General features: G+C 39.8%; 19 protein-coding genes. 9 read left to right on the top strand and 10 right to left on the bottom strand.

The window, feature by feature from the left end; translation table 11 throughout:
* Nucleotides 1-11 precede the first annotated feature (11 nt).
* Nucleotides 12-542 (bottom strand): YceI family protein, encoded by a 531-nt coding sequence (locus tag GO621_RS14985; protein WP_157568469.1) that lies wholly within the window; start codon nt 540-542, stop codon nt 12-14.
* A gap of 73 nt (nt 543-615) precedes the next feature.
* Here GO621_RS14985 and GO621_RS14980 point away from each other — a divergent pair, with 73 nt between their 5' ends.
* Nucleotides 616-1,485, top strand: a complete 870-nt coding sequence (locus GO621_RS14980) for a UbiA family prenyltransferase (RefSeq protein ID WP_157568467.1) — start codon at nt 616-618, stop codon at nt 1,483-1,485.
* On the opposite strand, the gene GO621_RS14975 is transcribed toward GO621_RS14980, so the two are convergent.
* On the bottom strand, nt 1,482-2,795 hold the full coding sequence (locus GO621_RS14975) for a carbohydrate porin (RefSeq protein ID WP_157568465.1): 1,314 nt from the start codon (nt 2,793-2,795) through the stop codon (nt 1,482-1,484). The two genes, GO621_RS14980 and GO621_RS14975, sit on opposite strands and share 4 nt — an antisense overlap.
* A gap of 36 nt (nt 2,796-2,831) precedes the next feature.
* Nucleotides 2,832-3,509, bottom strand: coding sequence for an HD domain-containing protein (locus GO621_RS14970; RefSeq protein WP_157568463.1), 678 nt, complete (start codon nt 3,507-3,509; stop codon nt 2,832-2,834).
* 52 nt (nt 3,510-3,561) lie between these two features.
* Between GO621_RS14970 and GO621_RS14965 the strand changes: the two genes are divergently transcribed.
* A complete protein-coding gene (locus GO621_RS14965; protein WP_157568461.1) occupies nt 3,562-3,810 on the top strand; it encodes an AbrB/MazE/SpoVT family DNA-binding domain-containing protein in 249 nt (82 codons plus the stop codon).
* Nucleotides 3,811-4,075: 265 nt separating this feature from the next.
* Here the strand turns inward: GO621_RS14965 and GO621_RS14960 are convergent, their stop codons facing one another.
* Together GO621_RS14960 and GO621_RS14955 are read right to left on the bottom strand one after the other, a co-directional pair.
* Nucleotides 4,076-4,711, bottom strand: a complete 636-nt coding sequence (locus GO621_RS14960) for an Abi-alpha family protein (RefSeq protein ID WP_157568459.1) — start codon at nt 4,709-4,711, stop codon at nt 4,076-4,078.
* A gap of 143 nt (nt 4,712-4,854) precedes the next feature.
* Nucleotides 4,855-6,045, bottom strand: coding sequence for a THUMP domain-containing class I SAM-dependent RNA methyltransferase (locus tag GO621_RS14955; RefSeq protein WP_157568457.1), 1,191 nt, complete (start codon nt 6,043-6,045; stop codon nt 4,855-4,857).
* 76 nt (nt 6,046-6,121) lie between these two features.
* Here GO621_RS14955 and GO621_RS14950 point away from each other — a divergent pair, with 76 nt between their 5' ends.
* The 5 genes from GO621_RS14950 (at nt 6,122) to GO621_RS14930 (ending at nt 10,295) form a co-directional block, all read left to right on the top strand.
* Complete coding sequence (locus GO621_RS14950; protein ID WP_157568455.1) at nt 6,122-6,496, top strand: DUF3127 domain-containing protein; 375 nt, start codon at nt 6,122-6,124, stop codon at nt 6,494-6,496.
* 362 nt (nt 6,497-6,858) lie between these two features.
* Nucleotides 6,859-8,697 (top strand): sensor histidine kinase, encoded by a 1,839-nt coding sequence (locus GO621_RS14945; protein ID WP_157568453.1) that lies wholly within the window; start codon nt 6,859-6,861, stop codon nt 8,695-8,697.
* 77 nt (nt 8,698-8,774) lie between these two features.
* Nucleotides 8,775-9,470 carry a response regulator transcription factor gene (locus tag GO621_RS14940; protein ID WP_157568451.1) on the top strand — a complete coding sequence of 232 codons (696 nt, stop codon included), beginning with the start codon at nt 8,775-8,777 and terminating at the stop codon, nt 9,468-9,470.
* A 14-nt stretch (nt 9,471-9,484) separates the two neighbouring features.
* Nucleotides 9,485-9,892 (top strand): ribosomal maturation YjgA family protein, encoded by a 408-nt coding sequence (locus tag GO621_RS14935; protein WP_157568449.1) that lies wholly within the window; start codon nt 9,485-9,487, stop codon nt 9,890-9,892.
* A 166-nt stretch (nt 9,893-10,058) separates the two neighbouring features.
* Nucleotides 10,059-10,295, top strand: coding sequence for a hypothetical protein (locus GO621_RS14930; RefSeq protein WP_157568447.1), 237 nt, complete (start codon nt 10,059-10,061; stop codon nt 10,293-10,295).
* A gap of 72 nt (nt 10,296-10,367) precedes the next feature.
* Here the strand turns inward: GO621_RS14930 and GO621_RS14925 are convergent, their stop codons facing one another.
* From GO621_RS14925 to GO621_RS14910, 4 genes are all read right to left on the bottom strand, one after another.
* Nucleotides 10,368-11,351: a pyruvate dehydrogenase complex E1 component subunit beta gene (locus GO621_RS14925; protein WP_157568445.1), complete on the bottom strand. Its 984-nt coding sequence runs from the start codon at nt 11,349-11,351 to the stop codon at nt 10,368-10,370.
* A 130-nt stretch (nt 11,352-11,481) separates the two neighbouring features.
* Nucleotides 11,482-13,203: a glycoside hydrolase family 3 protein gene (locus GO621_RS14920; protein WP_157568444.1), complete on the bottom strand. Its 1,722-nt coding sequence runs from the start codon at nt 13,201-13,203 to the stop codon at nt 11,482-11,484.
* Nucleotides 13,196-13,408, bottom strand: a complete 213-nt coding sequence (locus GO621_RS14915) for a type II toxin-antitoxin system HicB family antitoxin (protein WP_157568442.1) — start codon at nt 13,406-13,408, stop codon at nt 13,196-13,198. Before GO621_RS14915 ends, GO621_RS14920 begins: the two co-directional genes overlap by 8 nt.
* 477 nt (nt 13,409-13,885) lie before the next feature.
* Entirely contained in the window at nt 13,886-16,756 is a 2,871-nt protein-coding gene (locus tag GO621_RS14910) for a PD-(D/E)XK nuclease family protein (RefSeq protein ID WP_157568440.1), read from the bottom strand.
* A 42-nt stretch (nt 16,757-16,798) separates the two neighbouring features.
* On the opposite strand from GO621_RS14910, the gene GO621_RS19235 reads away from it, so the two are divergent.
* Together GO621_RS19235 and GO621_RS14905 are read left to right on the top strand one after the other, a co-directional pair.
* Nucleotides 16,799-16,927 (top strand): hypothetical protein, encoded by a 129-nt coding sequence (locus tag GO621_RS19235; RefSeq protein WP_262884996.1) that lies wholly within the window; start codon nt 16,799-16,801, stop codon nt 16,925-16,927.
* Between the two features lie 157 nt (nt 16,928-17,084).
* The gene (locus GO621_RS14905) at nt 17,085-17,348 is read left to right on the top strand and encodes a hypothetical protein (RefSeq protein ID WP_157568438.1); all 264 of its coding nucleotides are present in this window, start codon (nt 17,085-17,087) and stop codon (nt 17,346-17,348) included.
* 9 nt (nt 17,349-17,357) lie between these two features.
* On the opposite strand, the gene GO621_RS19320 is transcribed toward GO621_RS14905, so the two are convergent.
* Complete coding sequence (locus tag GO621_RS19320) at nt 17,358-20,660, bottom strand: UvrD-helicase domain-containing protein (RefSeq protein ID WP_317163455.1); 3,303 nt, start codon at nt 20,658-20,660, stop codon at nt 17,358-17,360.
* Between the last annotated feature and the right edge of the window lie 27 nt (nt 20,661-20,687).

Raw genomic sequence — 20,687 nt, 5'->3', positions numbered from 1 at the left:
TTATTATAACCTTATTTTGTTGTTTCTACCTCTATCAAAACAGTAGCCTCATTTGCCAGGACCATACTTTTTCCTCCTACGCCAAAATCAAGACGGTTAATATCAAAGCTGCCCTTAAAAATACTGCCGGTGTTGTTTTCTATATACGAAAAAGGAATTTTAACGGGTTTGGTTTTATCTTTTATGGTGAGGTTAAAAACGCCAATAAAATTTTCGTTGTTTTTACGGGTAAAAGAAACCGACTTCAGCTTAATTTCAGGATACTTTTCGACATCAAAATATTCTTCATCTTTTAAATGGTTATCGCGCATCGTATTATCAGAATTGATAGTTTTAGTATCAACAGAAGCTTCTATACTGCTGGTATTTAAATGATCTTTATCAAAATTAATGGTAGCCACGAGGCCTGAAAAACTTCCGCTGGTGGCAATGCCCAGATTTTTGATTTTAAACGTGATGCTTGAATTGGTTACCTGCCTGCTTTGGGCAAAGGAAAAAACGGTTGAAAAAAGACTAAAAAAAATAAAAACAAAGTATTTCATGTTTAAGGATTAAGTATATTCGTTAACCGGGATTTTTTAATATTATTACACTACAAATTAAACCTTAAAAATAATGTTTCCCAGCCGGTCAGCCCTGGTTCATCTGCGTTTAGGGTTTTCTATTTTGCTGCTGCCGGTTTATCTGTTTGCATTAAGCCAGGTTCCTACAGTACATTTTTGGCCGGCAATTGTTGCTTTTTTTACCTGGCATTTTTTAGTGTATCCGGCAAGCAATGCCTATAATAGTTATTTTGATAAAGACGAGGAAAGTATAGCCCTGCTGGCCAAACCGCCAAAAGTAGATATCAGCCTGTATTATTTTTCGTTGCTGATGGACTTTGTGGCTTTTTTATTAGCTTTTTTTGTGGGATGGCAGTTTGCACTTGCCGTTGTTGTTTATGGCATTTTGTCTAAGTTATACAGTCATCCGGCAACGCGTTTAAAAAAATATCCTGTTGTTTCTTTTCTGGTGGTTTTTATTTTTCAGGGCGCTTTTATTTACTGGACTACCTACGCTGCTGTTTCCGGTACAAGCATTTTTAATTTGTGGAATGGGCATTTTTTAGAGGCTGGAATTATTTGCTCCTGCCTGATTGGCGCTTCTTATCCGCTCACACAAATTTACCAGCACAATGAAGACAGCCGCCGCGGCGACCGCACGCTGAGTATCTTGCTTGGCTATCGTGGCTCTTTTGCTTTCGCCGGATGTTTATTTGTAATTGGAACCATTTTGTGCTTTTATTACTGGCATGCCGTAAACCAGCCCGTTAATTTTTATATTTTTTTAAGCTGTGCTCTGCCTGTTTTCATCTTTTTTTGCTACTGGCTTTTTTTGGTGATAAAAACAGTATCAAACGCTAACTTTAAAAATGCCATGCGCATGAGTTTTATCAGCGCTGGTTGTATGCTTGTTTATTTTGGCTATTTAGCTTTTATACGTTAAAACTCCACATGTGCCCGGATACCAAATACATTTACCGGACCGCGGTCTATGTTATAAGCCGGGTGCAAAATAAACTGGTAATCGGGCGTTAGAAAAACCATGTTTTTATAAGCGTTTACCTTGTAATATAACTCTCCGATCAGCTCCGGTGAATAGTTTAAGGCACCATCGCCAATAATAAAACCATAACCGCCGGCAGCCAGGTAATCGCGGTGGGCGGCAGAAATACCATTTCCAACAAAAGCTAAACCAACTTCATCTTTACTTCGCTTCCAGGAAGTTCCGGTTAAAACGCCCCCAAAACTTACCGTACGGTCAATTTCTGTAAAAGCCCAGGTTTCATTGCGCCCATCATTATAGCTTACTTTAGCAAAAACACCGAAATCTTTTGTTAGGAATTGATCAGCACTGATACCAAAACCTAATTTATTACGGCCGTAAGCACGCGTAGAAACGACATCAGGAGCAACAGGGTTTTCTGCAATTGCTTCGCGGTAATTTCCCATTTTAGCATTGTTATTAAAAGCCAGAATGCGAACAGTACCTTTTCTATCACCCGGAAGTCCGTAACGTTTTTCAAATTCTAAGGTTTGCGAATTTGCTTTACTAATTTTTTCATCCCAAATAGAACCATTTGCCGTATTGGTAATCATGGTAAGGGCAAAACGTAAATCCCAGGAAGGCTGGTGGTAATCCATATAAACACCATAAGTGTAACCGCGTGTATTGGCCGGATAATCCCATGCACCGTTGCTCATCAGCGACCAGTTCATAAATTGCCTTCGCGGATCATGACTAAAAGCATTGCCATCAAAAAAATCAGCCATGCCAAATTTACCGGCAAGGATTAAAAAATAATGCTGGCTGTGCAAACCAGCTAACTGGTTGTTGTTATCTTCTATCGTATCCTGCTCTTTGCCCCAGCTAAAACGTTGCTGTAAATAAGCGCGGGCAACATAAATTTTAGGTTCGGCAGAACCTACCCGAAAAGTTTCGCCATTTGGAAAACCGGCAACTCCCAAAGTTTGACTAAAACCGGCACCACCAGACATTTCAGGATTAAAATAAGCTTCGGCACCTTTCCATAAACGAGCGCCGCCGTAAAGCGTTGTTGTTAAAGAAGTGGCGGTTTCGTGAAAAGCAGATAAACTATTATCGCCAGAATATTTTGCACTAAAACCAGGATGGGTTTGGGTGATAACCGTTTGCTGGAAATGCAGGTTAAAGCGCTGCTGCTTCAGCGTATCTGTTTGTGCCCGGGCAGACAGAAAAAGTACCGATAAAAGAAGTAGGTAAAATATTTTATACATCAAGTCGCTTTAAGTGTTCAAAGCGCGAAAATACACTTATTTTATTCCGTTCCATTCAGCAGCAAACTGTTCGAGGTACAGTTCCATAAACTGATGCCTTTGTGAGGCAATTTTTGGGGCGGTTTTTGTATTCATACGATCTTTCAGCAGCAACAGTTTTTCGTAGAAATGGTTGATGGTCGGTGCAGTAGAATTTTTATATGCTTCTTTTGTGAGGTTAAAATTCGGCTCAATTTCCGGATTATACATTTCCCTGTTTTTAAATCCTCCATAAGTAAAAGCGCGTGCGATACCAATTGCGCCAATGGCATCCAACCGATCTGCATCTTGTACTACTTTCATTTCTTCAGAAGAAAACGTAGCTTCTCCAAAGCTGGATTTGAAAGACATGTTGCGGATGATTTGCTGTACATGCCCTATCACTTCTGCATCAACTTCAATACTTTTCAAAAAATCTCCTGCTGTTTTTGACCCGATTTCTTCATCTCCGTTATGGAATTTGCTGTCGGCTATATCATGAAGTAAGGCTGCTAATTCTACAACAAGCAAATCAACTTCCTCGGTTTGGGCGATTTGTTTAGCATTATTCCAAACGCGTAAGATGTGCCACCAGTCGTGTCCGCTTTCCGCGTTTTGCAAGGTTTGCTTTACGAAGGTTGCAGTTTTTTGTATGATAAAAGAAGTATGTTGATTTGTTATTTCTGTATGATTCATGACTTGATGCAAAAGTATTACTTTTAGGATTGAATAATGGATTTAAAAAAGGATGGAAACTTCTTTAATCTCAGCAAAAGGACAAGTTGTAATACCAGTTCGTTTAAGAAAAAAATATGGCTTTGAACCCGGAAAGAAAATTGCCTTTTTTGAAGAAAATGGTTGTATTGTACTTAGACTAATTGACGAATCTTTTTTTAGCCAATATGCAGGAATGCTGAAAGAAACTGCTCCAACAAAAGAAGAATATCAAGCTTGGAAAGAAGAGGAAATTGAAAAAGAGGAGCAAAAGCTAACTTAAAGAAATGTAAGGTATCACAGTTTGTGATACCTTACTGCTAATTCTTCCTATATAAAATCAGGAGTTTTTGAATTTGAAGGATGAAAAGGATTTTGAGGTGCAGTTTATAGATTAGATTTTTATGTGGTAAAAGAAGTATGGTTGTTTGTAGTCGAAAATTCCGACTACTTTGAATTGTTTTATTGTATAATAGGATTAAAAATCCATAGTTCAAAAGACCGATTTTTGTAAAAACATACTCAAGAATAGTTTTAACAAATCATTATTATCTGGTACAAGCGTGAAAAAAGTTCCAGCCAAAAGAAGTTAAATCATACCAAGTAGTATAGTTTTGATCCACTTTTCTACTTAAAGCACCGGCAGTCAAAAGTCCACTATTAGGCTCCGGTATTAATACAATAATTCCTAATCTAATTAAATTTGGTAATGCTTCAATATTTTTAACGAACTCTTCTGCAAATTTTTGTTCCGGAATCATAGTAAATTTTCCGTTATTGTTAGCCATAGCGTTAATGATTTTTATATTTTGCGTAGAGAGTTGTGATAAAATGTATGGATAAACTGTTTCGTTGAGGTTTTTAGAAGCATCAAGATAATTTACAAAAAGATTAGCCCACACCTCTTGCAAAGTTTCATCTTCTTCAAGTGATACATTTTCCAAATAAGGTATCAGCACCTTTAGGTTTACTTGTTTTGGATCAATATTATTACCCTCTAAAATTTTTTTAACTTTTGCCAGGTTTTTAATAGAATTGGCAATACGTCTCATCTTAAAGTTATCTGACCATGTTAATCCGACTTCCTCAAGAGATGGACCTACAAGCTTTCTTAAAAAACTATTGGCCATGTCTAAAGCTTTATCAGCTGTAGACGAATTAAAATTAATATCAATATCTACCATAATATAATTAAATTTAAACAGAACTTTTTACTTTTACCGCACTTCCAATATCGTTAGTTTGACTCGCAACATAATCTCATTAACTATAAATCTCCTATTATTTTAAACTATATAAGATCAACTAACTTTATTATCAACAATATTTAACCCTTCGCTAGCGACCGCCCCCCAGCCTCCCGTTTACTGCCATCATACAACTCATATTCCATCAACCTGCAATCCAATTTCCCATTAAAAAATTCAATTTTACGTGCTGCTTTTAGCCCTACTTTTTTAGCCAATTCCGGGTTTCCGGTAAAAACATAACCGCGGTAACCTTTACAGTTGGTTTTCAAAAAGTCGCCGACGCGTTTGTAGGTTGCTTCTAATTTGGTGTGTACACCTAACCGTTCGCCATATTCTGGGTTGAAGAAAACTACGCCTGGTTCTTCCGGCACTTCTGTTTCGGCAAAATCACAAACCTGGAACGTAATTAAATGATCAACACCAGCGGTTTTTGCATTATTTTCGGAGATAGAAACAGCATCTGCAGAAATATCGGAAGCAATAATTTTAAAGTCGATTTGCTTTTTGCCAAGGTCTTTTAACTTGCGGCGTTCGGTAAAAAACACTTGTTCATCGTAACCCAAAATGTGCATAAAGGCATAATTCATCCTGAAAAGTCCCGGCCGTTTATTAGTTGCCAGTAAAGCTGCTTCTATCGCTAACGTTCCAGAACCGCACATCGGGTTGATAAACGTACTTTTCTGGTCCCAGTTGCTGGCTAAAATGGTACTGGTTGCCAAAGCTTCCAGCATGGGCGCTTTGCCTGGAATTTTACGGTAACCATGTTTAGAAAGCGTTTCACCGGAAGTATCCAGGAAAATATCGGCCTGATTTTCCTGCCAGTATAAATACAAAACGGTTTTGTTCCACTCCGGCCCGGAGTTGGGGCGGATGCCTTTTTTATCCTTGATCCGGTCCACAACCGCATCTTTTACTTTTACGTTGGCAAAAAGCGGCGTGGTAATAAATTCGTTGTTTACGTTGGAAGTAACCGAAAAATAACCATCAAAAGCAATCAGGTTTTCCCATTCGATTTCCATTAAACGGTTATACAATTCGCCCGGATTTCTGGCCTCAAAAGAAGCAACTGAATACAAAACCTGACTGGCGCAACGCAGGTTTAAATTAAGCGGAATACAATCATTTACCGTTCCTTCCAGTTCTACGCCCGTACTAAAAAAGCGTTTAATGGTAAACCCTAAATCTTCTACTTCCTGCTTTAAATAAACAGAAAGGCGCTTGTTGCAGGTAATAATTATTTTGCTTTTTGTGTTGAAAACATCCGTCATAATCCTGCGAATTTAACGAATTCGACTGCCGTTTTTAACTGCTATCTCTTAACTTTACACTTTAAAATTATTAACCATGGAGATTAAAGGAAAAGTACATGAAGTTTCGCCTACCACGCAGGTAACCGATTCTTTAAAGAAAAGAGAACTGATTGTTGAATATGTGGAGAACCCACAATACCCGGAATATTTAAAATTTGAAGCGATACAGGACCGTTGTGCTTTGATGGACAATGTAAAAGTTGGAGATGATGTAGAAGTGTTTTTTAACCTGAAAGGCCGCAAGTGGACCGATAAAACCGGAAAGGTAGTTTATTTTAATACATTGCAATTATGGAAAGTTAATGTTTTATCCGGAGGAGCATCCAATAACGCCTCCACTCCGGAGTATGCAGCACCAACGGCCAACCTAAGTGCAGGTGCTGACGAAGATGATGACCTTCCTTTCTAAAAAAAAGAAAGCCCTCGTTCTAACCAACGAGGGCTTAACTCAATTATAATTATGATGTAAAGGGGCTGGGGGTAATTTTAGTAAAAGTAAAAATAATTACAGCCATTAACACCTTTTATTCTTTCCCCTATAAAAATTTTCGCTATTGGCGCAGGTTTTCTACTTCAGCACAGGCTTTTTAATTTATACTACAATTGCCCGCAATACTTTCTTTTTATTTAATAAGGGATGCTTCTTTTACCGGCAAAAAATTGCAGCTTAAATAAATATGCAACTGTTTTACTAAAGCGTTAAATACTGGTTAGCAGATGTTAAATTATGTTAAACCCTTAACCTACAACCCTTAACTTGGCTATTTTTGTATGATGAAAACAAAACGCATTAGCCTGATTATTGGTTTAATGGGGCTTGCCCTCATGGGCGTTATGGCCATGCAGTTTTATTTTCTTATCCAATCCTATCGCCTGCAATCCGAATTGTTTGACCGTTCTGTTTCTGAAGCACTTAGCAGCGTAGTAGGCAAAATCGAAAAAAAGGATGCCATTAATTTTATGGAACGGATGAAACCTTCTATAAAAAGAATCAGCTACCCGGATAAAAGCAAAAAACATAGCCATTATATTTATAACCGCTTGTCTGATAATTTTCAGGATTTTAATATAGAAAAACAAAAATTACAAAACCTTCACCCAGAGATTGAACGTAAACAACGCCGTATTGCAAGCTTAAAAGACAGTTTGAAAAACCTGTTTGAACAAAGCAACCCGGAAGATATTTTAAGCTACCAGCAGGTGCATGTAGAAGAATACATGGACGAAGCGGGCCAGATACACGGGCAAATAACGCAGATAAATTCCCCTAAATTAACTGCCCAGTTACGCAGGCAGTTACAGCCGCATCTCCAAAAATTTGATACGGCACGTTATGTTTATAATGACCCGCAAATTGGCCCTACTGTTGTTTCTGTACCTACAATTAACCCGCTGTGGCTAAAAGAACAGCAGCGTTTAAAAAAAGAACAGACTTTTAAGCACATCAAAAAACTGCTGGAAGATTCTGTCCATTTAATGAAAGCCAAGCTGTTAACGCCGCAGAAAATGAACGTGATCGAGCAGGTGGCCGAAGAATATCAGAAAGCCGACGAGCCTTTAGGTTCCAGGATCGATCAGCTTGAACTTGATTCGTTGTTGCGTTTCGAATTGCAGAACAAAGGTATTTTTTTACCTTTTAGTTATGAAATTACAACCGCTTCGCACGATTCGCTGATCTATTCAAACGCAGAAAATTTTAATGGCGAAAAACCAAAATTTATTCTGGCCAGCAGCTATCATACGCCTATTTTTACAAAAGAAGTGGTAAACGATCCGGGCATGCTCAATATTTCTTTTCCGGAAAAAAACCGGCTGATTTTAAACCGGATGACAGGTATTATGGGAATTTCGGGTGGTTTACTTCTGGTGTTAATATCCTGTTGTGCTTATACCATTTTACTGATTTTCCGCCAGAAAAAGATTTCTGAAATGAAAACCGAGTTCATCAACAACATGACCCACGAGTTTAAAACGCCGGTTTCTACCATCATGATTGCCAGCGAAGCTTTAAAAGACGAAGAAATTATGCAGGATAAATCGCGCGTTTCCCGTTTGGCCGGCATTATTTATGATGAAAATATTCGTTTAGGCAGCCATATAGAACGTGTTTTAAATATCGCCAGGATTGAGCAGGACGATTTTAAATTAGACATAAAAGAAATTGATGTAAACGAACAGATTATAGCTGTTGTTGATAGTATGGCGCTTAAAATACAAAAACATGCGGCAACTGTCCAACTTGATTTAAACGCTTCTCCGGCCATAATTCAAGCTGATGAACTGCATTTTACCAATGTTTTATATAACCTGATCGATAACGCAATTAAGTACAGCAATGAGCAGCCAGAAATCCGTATCTCAACCAAAAGCACAGATAACCAGTTGTTTATTTTTGTTGCAGATAAAGGAATTGGTATGAACCGCGATCAGCAAGCCAAAATTTTCGAACAGTTTTACCGGATCCCGACCGGGAACTTACACGATGTAAAAGGCTTTGGGCTGGGCCTGAGTTATGTAAACACCATTGTTAAACGATTGAATGGCAGCATCAGTGTGCGTTCTGAAAAAGATAAAGGATCGGTTTTTGAACTTAAATTTCCGCTGGCCTGATTTCGGAAATGATAACCGATGCTTCTTTTACCGAACAAAAATTGGTGTATTATCCATCCAAACATCACTTATAATACATGAACAAAAAACTTTTATTAGCTGAAGATGACCCAAACCTGGGCATGTTGCTGCAAGATTATTTACAGTTAAAGGGTAAGTTCGATGTGGTGCTAAGCAAAGATGGCGATGAAGGTTTGCGTGCTTTTACCAAAGAGCATTTCGACTTAGTGATCCTGGATGTGATGATGCCGAAAAAAGACGGCTTTACGCTGGGAAAAGAAATCAGGAAAATGGACCCTGATATACCGATTATTTTTGCAACCGCAAAAGGGATGATGGAAGATAAGGCTGCTGCTTTTAACCTCGGCGGCGATGATTACATTACAAAGCCCTTTCGCATCGAAGAATTGCTTCTACGCATTAATGCACTCTTAAAAAGAGTTGCCAACCAGGATAAAAAGGAAGAAGAAAAACCAACACGTTTTAAAATTGGGAAATACAATTTTGACTTTTCCATGCAGCTAATTGCTATTGGCGACCAGCAGCAAAAACTATCCACAAAAGAAGCAGAGCTCCTGCGTTTGCTTTGCCTCAAACAAAATTCGGTGCTTACGCGCGAAGAAGCTTTGTTAAACATCTGGCATGACGATAATTACTTCAACGGCCGCAGTATGGATGTTTTTTTAAGCAAAATCCGTAAGTATTTAAAAGATGACCCGAGCGTTGAGATTATTAATGTACATGGAAAAGGTTACAAGTTGCTGGTGAGTTAAGGCAATTGTATTAGATGAACAAAACCCTTTTTCAATTTCACAAAAAATATTTCTTTTTAGCGCTTCTGCTATTTGTAACCGAAGTATTGATTGCCGTTTATTTGCATGATGCTATTATCCGTCCTTATGGCGGAGATTTTTTAGTTGTGATCCTGATTTATTGCTTTGTTAAAAGCTTTTTAAATACGCCGGTAAAAGCTACGGCCTTAGCAGTTCTCCTGTTTTCCTATTTGATAGAAACGCTTCAGTATTTTCATATTGTTGATATTCTCGGCCTTGAAAAATCAACTATTGCCCGTATCGTTATTGGCACTTCCTTCTCATGGACAGATCTTTTGGCTTATACTTTAGGGATTCTGCTGGTTTTGATTATTGAATTTACATCTGCAAACGCAAATAACAAGCGCCAATATTTGCTTTAAAGCAACAGTTTTATACTGATAAAAGAAGCATCGTATAATTTTATAAAGCCGATTTAAAGGTTTAAAGCTGCTTTTCTTCCTTTCCTGCCAACAAAAATAAATCTTTTATTTTGCTAACTTTTTTAGCAAAATATGCGTAATATTGTAATGAAGAGAGGGCATTACAATGGAACATTCAATGATTATTGTGGGGATTATTATCGGATTGATTATTTTACTCATTGGTTATCTGGCAAATAACCCGGACACTAAAAGTATTGATATATCTTTTTATCAGTTTAAAGTGATGGTGAAGAAAAATGCGCGCAGGCAAAGTTCCGTGGCGAGGAAGATTGTCCGCAGAAGAAACCAGTTGAAACAAAAAGCAAGGGAAACAAAAGACGCATCAGCAAAATCAGCCTGATGCTTCTTTTACCGGCATAAAAAAAACCTGCAAATTTTAAGTTGAAGGCTTTTGTATCTCGCTACGGTTAACTTATTTTTTAACGTACATTACTTCTTTTACCGCCTTAATTACTTTTTCCGGGTTTGGCAGATATTCCTGGATTAAAGTTGGCGCGTAAGGCAAAGGAACGTCTCCGCCCATAATGCGTAAAATTGGCGCATCCAGATAATCGAAAGCATCTTTTTGCACTTTAAACGCAACTTCTGTAGCGATAGAACCTAAAGGCCAGCTTTCTTCAACAATTACCAAACGGTTTGTTTTTTTAACGGATTCTAAAATGCAAGGATAATCAATCGGACGAACGGTACGCAAATCGATTATTTCTGCATGGATACCTTCTTTTTCCAGTTCGGCAGCAGCAGCAATTACCACTTTCATGATCTTGCCGAAACCCACCAGCGTAACATCTGTACCTTCTTTTACAACTTTGGCTTTACCAATTTCAATATAATAGGTTTCTTCCGGGACCGGTCCTTTATCGCCATACATCAATTCTGATTCCATAAAAATAACCGGATCAGGATCTATGATTGCTGATTTTAACAAGCCTTTTGCATCGGCCGGGTTAGACGGAACTATAACTTTTAAACCCGGACAGTTTGCATACCAGTTTTCGAAACACTGGCTGTGCTGTGAGCTTAACATACCTGCATTTCCGGTTGGGCCACGAAAAACAACTGGCGAAGAAAATTGTCCCCCGCTCATCGACATTAATTTTGCTGCGCCATTAATAATCTGATCAATAGCTACCAGCGAAAAGTTAAACGTCATAAATTCTACGATCGGTTTCAAACCGTTCATGCCTGCCCCGATAGCAATACCAGCGAAGCCCAATTCAGAGATCGGCGTATCAATTATCCGCTTGGCGCCAAACTCGTCCAGCATTCCCTGGCTAACTTTGTAAGCACCATTGTATTCGGCAACTTCTTCACCCATTAATAAAATAGTGTCGTCTTTGCGCATTTCTTCGTTCATAGCTTCCCGAAGTGCTTCTCTGAACTGTATTTCTCTCATTCTTTGTAAAATCAAGTATTTTTCGGTGGCAAATATAAGCAGTAAAACCTGATTTGCAACCGTGGCCCTGTATGGAAAAAGGGTAATTTTTTATGCTGATAAAAAGAACATTTGTATAACCGATGAAAGCTTAACGGGCAACAATTCCCATCCCATAAATAAAACTGGCATTGATGTTTACCGGCAAAGTACCTGTTGGCTTAAGTTGCCTGCTAATTACTTTTACGGCCGATTGCTGCATTTCCGGACTGTTTTGATAACCCACAATTAAAGCCCGGGAATTATTTAACCCGTTTATGGTGGCAATGGTGTAAGGATTAGCAAAAACAGAAATTACGCTATTGTTTAAAGCGGCAACATTAGTTACAAACGCTTTTACATTGTTGTTGTAATCGAGTTTATTATATGGACGTGTGCGCGTATCAAAAACACCGGCAATTACCTGATCGTACGTTTTAAGCTGGGCCAATAACTGGTTTAACTCTTCTGCGGATGCTGTTTTTGAAGCGAAAAAAACATTGTTGTTGGCAAACCATCTTTGTAAACCAATTTGATAAGGTGTAATTTGAGTTGTACCAATAGCAAGCAAAGCTGTTTTTCTGATAAAGTTTAACCGGGAAATAGCAGTATCTCCTTTTAACAAAGTAACAGCCGCATCTGTTAATTGCTGATTTAGGTTTTTTGCCGGTTCTGAATTAAGATCGGTATATAAATTGGCTTCCGGAACTTCCTGAAAATGATTTAAGCCAACTGCATATTTGGCGGCCAATACTTTTTTTACCTTGATGAAAAATTCTTTTTTATCGATGGTCCCTTTGCGGATGGCTTTACGGATGGCAGCAACCGCCCGGACCGAGTTTTGAGTAAGTTCTAAAATATCGTTTCCGGCATTCAGCGCTAAAACATCAGCTTCAGAATTAGGGAAATATTTTACAACCCCTTTCATTTCCATCGCATCAGAAACAACCAAACCTTTAAAACCTAACTGCTCTTTTAAAATACCGGTTATAATTGGCCTGGAAAGCGTAGAAGGCAAATGCGCCGTAGTATCTAAAGCCGGGATATTCATGTGGGCAACCATTATTCCGGTAATTCCTGCTTTAGCCGCTTCTTTAAACGGATACATTTCCAACGAATCCAAGCGTTCCCGGCTAAACGGCAGCAAAGGCAAATCCATGTGAGAATCTACGTCTGTATCACCATGGCCGGGAAAATGTTTAGCGGTAGTCAAAATACCTCCGCTTTGCATACCTTGTAAATAAGCTATCCCTTTTTGAGCCACATTAATTTTGTTATCGCCAAAGGAACGAAAACCGATAACCGGGTTATTCGGATTGTTGTTCACGTCCATATCCGGTGCAAAATTCATCTGCATGCCCAGGCGTTTAAAATCGCGAGCTACAAATTGTCCCATTTTATAGATCAGGCCGTTATCCCGGATAGCACCTAAAGTCATTTGATAAGGATAAGAAATGGTAGAATCCAGGCGCATGCCCAAGCCCCATTCGCCATCCATAGCGATGAGCAGCGGAACGCGCGACAGCTTTTGATAACGATTGGTCAAGGCGGCTTGTCGGCCTGGCCCGCCCTGAAAGAACACCAGCCCGCCAACATGCTCTTTTTGGACCACCTTTGCTACCGAATCTTCATAAGCCTTGCCCAGATTGGTATGCGCGCGGACCATTAAAAGCTGTGCCACACGATCGTGGCGGTTCAGCTTCCTAAAAACAGAATCGACCCAATGGTTCTGCTGCGTTAACTGATCGACGGAAACTGAAGTTTGAGCAAAAACAGCCGCAGAAAAAGAAAGAAGCAAGCTGATAAAACACAATTTTTTAGTAAAATTAGGCATACATTAATTTCCCTTTTGGTTTAGGTACTTCCCTTCCTAATTCTATTACTGTATCAATCCATTCCTGAATTACAATTTCAATATTCTGAACAGCTTCAATATAGCTTTTGCCATCTGCCATGCAGCCTGCTAATTCCGGCGCTTCTGCCAAAAAAGCTTCATCTTCATCACTCCAATAAATGATGATTTCGTATTTACTTTTCATTAAGTGATAACTTATACTTTAAAATTAATGTTCTAACCTGTTTAATCTGATACACTTTTGCTTTCGAACCATTTGGTTATGTTGATGATCTCGGCAATATTTTCCTTTGTAAAGATTCTATGACTGCCTCCAGTAGTCCGCTCATTAAAACCTAAAGATAATAAAAGTGATCTTAGTTCATCAAATGCAATATTGTGATCAGAAGTACCTGAAAGTAATTTTAACAAAAGCTTATCTAATCTGCCCATTTATTACCCCAATTTATAAAAGTTGCTGCTGCTTCTTTTATCGCATAAAATAGAACCACGTGTGCACTTCGGATTATTCTTCCTGGTAGCTTTGATGGTATCGCATTTTGCGATAGCCGTTGTCCTGCTTTGTCACATTAATTTCAAATGCTTCTTTTATCACCTAAAAAATATTACGATTATTAACAGATTGATTTTTAGGTGATAAAAGAAGCATCAGCTTAAAACATCAACGCTCACAAATGTCTTTATACGGACAATACTGGCAGGTTTCCAAACGGGTAGTTTGCAGAAAAGGAATCGCCTGATCAAACATTCCATCCAAAGTGTTTTGCAAATATCCGGTAAAAGCCACTTTTGCATCTTCCAGATCAACCGACTGTAAAATGGTTTTGCCGGATTTAAAGCGCGTTCCTTCCTCCTTCATCTTCCGCACAGCGTATAAATTCGGCTCTACGTTATTTGTTCTTTTTACCTGCTCATAAATGTAGGTGTAGAAAAGTGTTTGCACTACGGCTTTATTCTGCGCTTTGCCATCGCGCTCAAACAGCTTTTCCAGCGAACTATATTTCAGCTCGTCGCTCCCGGTTTTATAATCCACAATGCGCGTTTGTCCGTCCTTTTCATCTACCCGGTCCAAAATTCCGTACAGTTGCAGGTACTTCTTTTGACCGTTAATTTGTATCGGGAAATGGTATTTATAATCTTTCTTGTTCTCCAGTTCCACAATTTGAAAAGGCGAAAGAGAGCGATCATGCTCCAAAATCGCTTTCATATATTCCCCAACAATCTGCAAAACAATTTGCTGCATACTATTTGGCTGTTTTAGTTGTGTGCGATTATTAAAAAGCACCATCGAAAGCGCGGCACGTGCATATTCCGGAACTTCTGTTAGTTTTTCGCTGATGCGTTCTGCAGTGATAATGGTATCGGTTTTGATCAAATTAGCATAAAACCATTCCAGCGCCTGGTGCAGAGCAGAACCGATCTGGTTAGCTTCCAGATTCTCCGCAACTTCTTCCGGCTCTTTAATCTGGGCAACATAACGAAAGAAAAATTGCAGTGTACAAGTTAGATAAGTGGTTAAAGCAGTAGCCGAAATATTATTGGTTTTAAAAGGATTTCCATTGTAAAAGAAGCCTTCCATCGCTTTCCATACTTTTTCTTTTTTGGTGATGATGATGACGTTGGAAGGTTCGATCTTAACCGGCTGCTCCTGCTGCAGATAGTTAAATTTCAGTTTACTTTCATAAGCCAGCTGGCGGATAAAGCGGCTTGGTTCGGCGGCTTCGGTTTCTCCGCCTAAACCATCATAAACCAGCGTTACTTTTTCTGAGCGCTGCAGCAAGCGGTAAAATAAATAAGCAGCAATAGCATCCTGATTTTCTAAAACCGGCAAACCATTGGCACGGCGCAAACTATCCGGAATAAAAGAAGGATTTACATTGCGTTTTGGCATCGTTCCTTCGTTCATGCCTAAAATAATTACATGCTCAAAATCCAGGCAACGGCTTTCCAGCATGCCCATCACCTGGATCCCTCTTAGCGGTTCGCCTTCCAGCGGTACAGCCAAACTTGCCAACGTTTTGCGGATCAATGCAAAAACAAGCGATAAACCTAATGAGGGCGCATATTGGTCGAGGTTATCATACAACAAATTCAGCTTTTTGCAGGCTTCCAAAATTAAGTTCGCTTCCAGTTCGTTTAATTGGTTTTGCCTTTGCCGCTGCTCCAAAACGGCCGTTAGCATTAAATACAAAGCATCAATAGTTTGCAAACCGTTATGGCGCGAAGTAAAAAAGTTGGGCGCCAGGGCAGAAATTAAATGCAGTTCTGTCAGCGGCACTTCCACCCATTGATTAGTTAACAATTTGTTTTGTAAAGCTTCCCGTTCGGCTGCTTTTACGCCCGAAAGCGGGTGCGATAAAAACGCCAGCGCATCGCGGTAATAAACGGTGTGTTTTTGCTGTTTGTTGATCTGCTCCTGGATTTTCAGCCACAATTCCGTCAGCCCGAAAAGCGGGGATTGCGTGAGCGGATAGCCCATCGTGATGTTTACCATTCCGGCTTCTGGCGGCAAGGTTTGCATTACCGGCACCAGTAAACTTTCATCGGACAGGATGATGGCTGTTTTTTCTGGATCATCTGCAAAATCTGCTAATGCTTCAAAATCTATTCTTTCGGTCAAAATTTTTGCCTGGGCAGCATGGCCCTGGGTTTTGATCACCTCGACCATGCTTCTTTTATCGCCTAAAAATGATCGCCCGGAAAAACTGTTGACCAAACCACTTTTAAAAATATTTCTGCGGAGAAAAAAGCCGGCTTCCTGCAATTCATCCTGCAAATAATAATCATCTGTATCAAAATAAAACAGCGCGCGGCCCTGCTCCTGCCATTGTTTAAACAGCTTTTCTTCACACTTATTTAAAGCGTTAAACCCAATAAAAATGAGCTTTTGATAAGGCGAAATAAAATCAGGAAAATCTGCCTTTCCTTCTGCCAAACAACGATAAGTTTGTGCCGAAGTAATTAACCCTTGACCTTGTAAAGCCTGATGAAAATTGCGGTACAAAGTAGGCATCCGTTTCCATAGTTCCAGGAATTTTTGCTGATGCGTGCGTTGTTTATCTGCCGAAAAAGACGACCAGAAACGCTCCAGGAATTGCTGCTGCTCTTCGGTAAAATGGCTGAACTGCTGCTGGATTTCGGCAATATCTTCCAGCTGTGTAAACAAAGCTTCGGCGTTTACCAAATCATAATCTACCTCAGCAAAATCACTTAAAATAATGTTGGCCATCGGGAAAAACTGATCTGGCGAAAGTGTAGGTTTTCCTTCGGCTATCAACAATTTGTTAAACTCCTGATGCAGAATAAAAAACTGTTTCAATTGATCCGCCACAACCAGGTTGGTAGAAACCGCAAAAAACGAGGAAATGGTAAAAAAAGCAGGGCTAAAAGAAGCATTGCCCTGCAACGCGCCCAGGTGCTTTTTTAAGAAAGCTTCGGGGCGTTTGTTATTAAAAATGATAGCTGTTTGCTTTAAACCCTCGCCTAAACGGGCAATTAAATCAGCAGCAACATCATGGAGAAAAGGGACCATTTTGGAATATAAATTTATTTTTGTGCTCTGTAAAACTAAGTTATGGCAACATTAATTGTAGAAGTGGACGACAGCAAGCTGGAAATGGTAAAAGGCGTATTAAAAGCCATCGCCGTTAGTGTACATAAAAAAAACATCGGGCAGAAAAAACTCCGAACCAAGCTACGGTAGCAGCGGTTAAAGATGCACGTGATGGCAAGGTTACCAAAGTAAAAAGCGTGGATGGGTTTTTAAAAAGCATTTAACTATTTTGTTTACGTTAAGAAAGGATATTGTACTCCTTGTTAATATTAATTTGTTAAATTTGTTATTAGTGAAATTTTAAATCATGACAGCATCACAATCACTTCGTTTGTATGAACTAACTTCAGAATTTATAACAGATAAGGACAAAGCAAAAGAATATGTAGCCAGAATTGAGGAAGTGGTTGATCAAAAATTTAAAGATAAAGAAACTGTATTAGCAACTAAAAGCGATATTGCAATTTTACGGAAAGAAATTGCCGAATCTAAACTTGATATCATTAAATGGTTTGTAGCTACCGGAATAGCTTTAACTGGTTTAGTGGCTGCACTTGTAAAGCTATTATAATTCCTCACTTTATACCGTCACCAACTCCTGCAAAAAACCATAATACAAATAGCCGTTTACTTGCTCATAACCCATATCTGTTAACAGTTTTTGGTATGCTTTTACCTGCGTAAAATGCTCCGGCCGCTGATCGGAAGTAAATTTGAAATCGATAATCAGTACTTCCTCATTTCCGATTAAAACTTTATCCGGGCGGTAACTTTCGCCTTTGCTGTCAATAATGGTTTGCTCGCTTAAATCCTGGTAAGGTTTACTGAGCAAAGCTTTAAGCGCTTTATTTTGCAATACGTTTAAGGCATTAATTTTTATTCCTTCTTTTTCTGCTTCGCGGATTAAGCCTTCCTGCTGCATTTCGTTAATTACTTTTTGCAGTTTGGCCACGTCCATCGTTCTGGCAAGCAGCTCGTGCAGGATAATGCCTTTGTGCTGTGCTGCATCGCCGCTTAACAAATCCAGCTTGCCCCAAACTTTTTTGCTGGCCAGCGCCTGACTTAAGCGCTGTGAAACCGGATATTTTTTAAGCTGGATTTTTCCTTCGGATGCTGTTTTTACCGGTGCTTTTTCTGTAAGCGGTTCATCCAGCACAAAGTTTTCCCCGATAAAAGAAGCATTCAAGCCGGCAACAGGTTTTTTTAACGCTTCCAGGATTAAATCGCCTACAATGCTTGTTTTACAATCATTTTTTCCTTGTCCGGGCGCGGTGATGTACAAATGGTTCCGGGTACGTGTTGTGGCAACATACAACATGTTTAAAGCATCCATCAAATTAAACAGCAATTCTTCAAAATAAGCTTTGGAAAAAGCAGATTTGCCTAACGCTTTTTTATAGTTTATGGGAACGGATTTAAGTTCTTCATACGGTGTATCTTTGGTATCGACCCAAAAAATACTGTTGGTCATACCGTCCAGGTCCCAACTGCAAAACGGCAGCATCACTACATCAAAAGCCAATCCTTTAGATTTATGGATCGTCATTACCTGCACGGCATCATTTTGGCTTCCTGATGGCAGCGCTTTCAATTGGCCTTCTTCATCCCACCACTCTAAAAAACGGGTAATGCCCAGCTCGCCTTGCTGCGTAAACCTGGCCAGCATATCCCGGAAGGCAAATAAATAAGGCAAATGCTGCTGCTGTTCGCCTAAACCGTAAACCGTTATTAATTGCTCGGCCAGTTCGTTTAGCGGCAACTGCTGCCAGGCGTAAAAATTGCGGCAAAGTTCGGCCGGAAGCAGGTTTTGCAGCTTAGTTACCGGCGTTTCTTTTAAGCTGGTCCAGGCAGAAGCAGGAACGCTTTTGCCCAATTGCTTAAAATACAGTTGCACGCACAAACCTTTATACAAAACCGATTGCCCGTTCTGCGTAACCATTAACTGCAGCGTGCTAACCAATAGTTTTACTGCCGAATTATTGTTGATGAGCAAAGCTTCGCCGGAAAGAACTTCATAAGCGCCAAAAGTTTCGCCCAAAGTTTCCTGTTTGATTTTTCGCATTTGCTGGTCGGCCATTAAATGCGCGATCACTTCCCTGGCTTCGCGGTTGCTTCGTACCAAAATACAGATTTGCCCAGCCTGGTACCTGCCCGAACCGGTCCAATCGTTCAGTTTTTCTGATAATTGTAACAGCGCCGCTTCCCGCACCTGCGTTGCGCGATAAACATTATTTTCTACCGGTAAAAACAGTACTTCAACAGAACCGCCGGGCAAAGTGCTTCCGGCTTTTTTCTGGAAACTTTGCCGGTAAGCATCCGGGATGATGTGTTCTAAACCAGCGGCTTTCCACCAGTTGTTGTACAAGTCTTCGCTGCCATCTTCCAGGATTTTATTGTTGATCAGGTTTTGCAGGAGATTAGGGATTTCCTGAAAAAGATGATTGTTAAAATCAATGATATTGGCAGCAGAACGGTAGTTTTCTTCCAGCGATTGGTCTATCACATTATGGTTGCCTATATCTGCTTTTGCTTTTTGGAGGAGAATCCGCCAATCGCCGTTGCGCCAGCGGTAAATGGACTGCTTAACATCGCCAACAATTAAATGATCGGTAAATTTTCCGGTTGCTTCTGCCAGGGCATTTTGCAGCAGCGGCAAAAAATTGTCCCATTGAAAAGCAGAAGTATCCTGGAATTCATCAAACAGGAAATTTTTGTACCGGCTGCCCATTTTTTCCCAGATAAAAGAAGGGTTATCCTGCTGATCGGCCGTGATCCCTTTCAGTAAATATTGGGCATCACTGATGAGCAACGTTTGGTTTTCTTCGCGGTAATCTTTTAACAAAGCGGCCATTTCCTGCATCAGCCTTAAATAATACAGGTTTGTATTGATGGCTTTTGCCATTTCGTACTGGCCGGTCTCCGCATTAAAAAAGTTTTGGATCGAAATTAAAACCGGGTTCAGCCGACTAAATAATGTTCCTACAGAAGCGGTTAAATTTCCTCCTTTCTGATATTCTTCCGGGCAGTCGATTACCTTTTTTAGGTCGGTAAAAACAGCATCGCCGCCGGCAGCAAGTTTAGGTAATTTAGAAAATGGATGCCTTGATTTTCCTTTCAGTTCATCCAATTGTACGCCCGATTTTTCCCAAACCTGCAATGCTTCGTTTGCAAGCACTTTCAACTTTTTTTCAAAATCTGCAATGCATCCCCGAGTGTCAACCATTAATTTCTGAAACAAGGTAGCTACGTCCAAAGCTTTCAGAGCGTTTTCAAATGGCTGGTAACGTTCTTTAAAAATCTCACTGGTTAAATCGAGCAGCTCGCGGCGGTAGTTCCAGCTTTTGTTCTCGCTTACGCGATCCAATGCCAGGTTGATGATCCATTGCAGCAATTCCGGTTTTTCGTCCAGCCGTTCGTTCAGTTTATCGGTCAAAGCCTTTTTTACTTTGTCCTGGTTCATTTCCAGTTTGTAACCGGCATCCAAACCCAGTTCAAACGTAAAACTGCGGATCACCTGCTGTACAAAACCATCAATGGTATTAATGGCAAAGCGGCTGTAATCGTGCAAAATGCGACGGTAAATCTGGTGCGCCCGCTCCTGCAAAGCTTTTGGATTGAGGAAAGGGTGAGCTTCCTGGATGATTTTCCGGAAAACCGCCACACTTTCCTCACCTAAAGCTAAAGAACACAGCACGCTTAAAATACGGCTTTTCATTTCTTCTGTAGCTTTGTTGGTGAAAGTTACGGCAAGCACTTCGCGGTATTTCAGCTCGTTATCAAACAAAAGCGTAAGGTAATGAGCAGTTAAACTGAAAGTTTTGCCGGAGCCAGCCGAAGCTTGTAATATTTTGAGCGGTTTTTGTAAAACGGGATTGAAATTCACTATGCTATATTAACGATTATTTTTAAT

This window comes from Mucilaginibacter arboris, from assembly GCF_009754915.1.
Taxonomy (GTDB): Bacteria; Bacteroidota; Bacteroidia; order Sphingobacteriales; family Sphingobacteriaceae; genus Mucilaginibacter_A; species Mucilaginibacter_A arboris.
The sequence above is the reverse complement of the archived record's forward strand: the minus strand, read 5'-3'. Positions and strand labels throughout refer to the sequence as shown.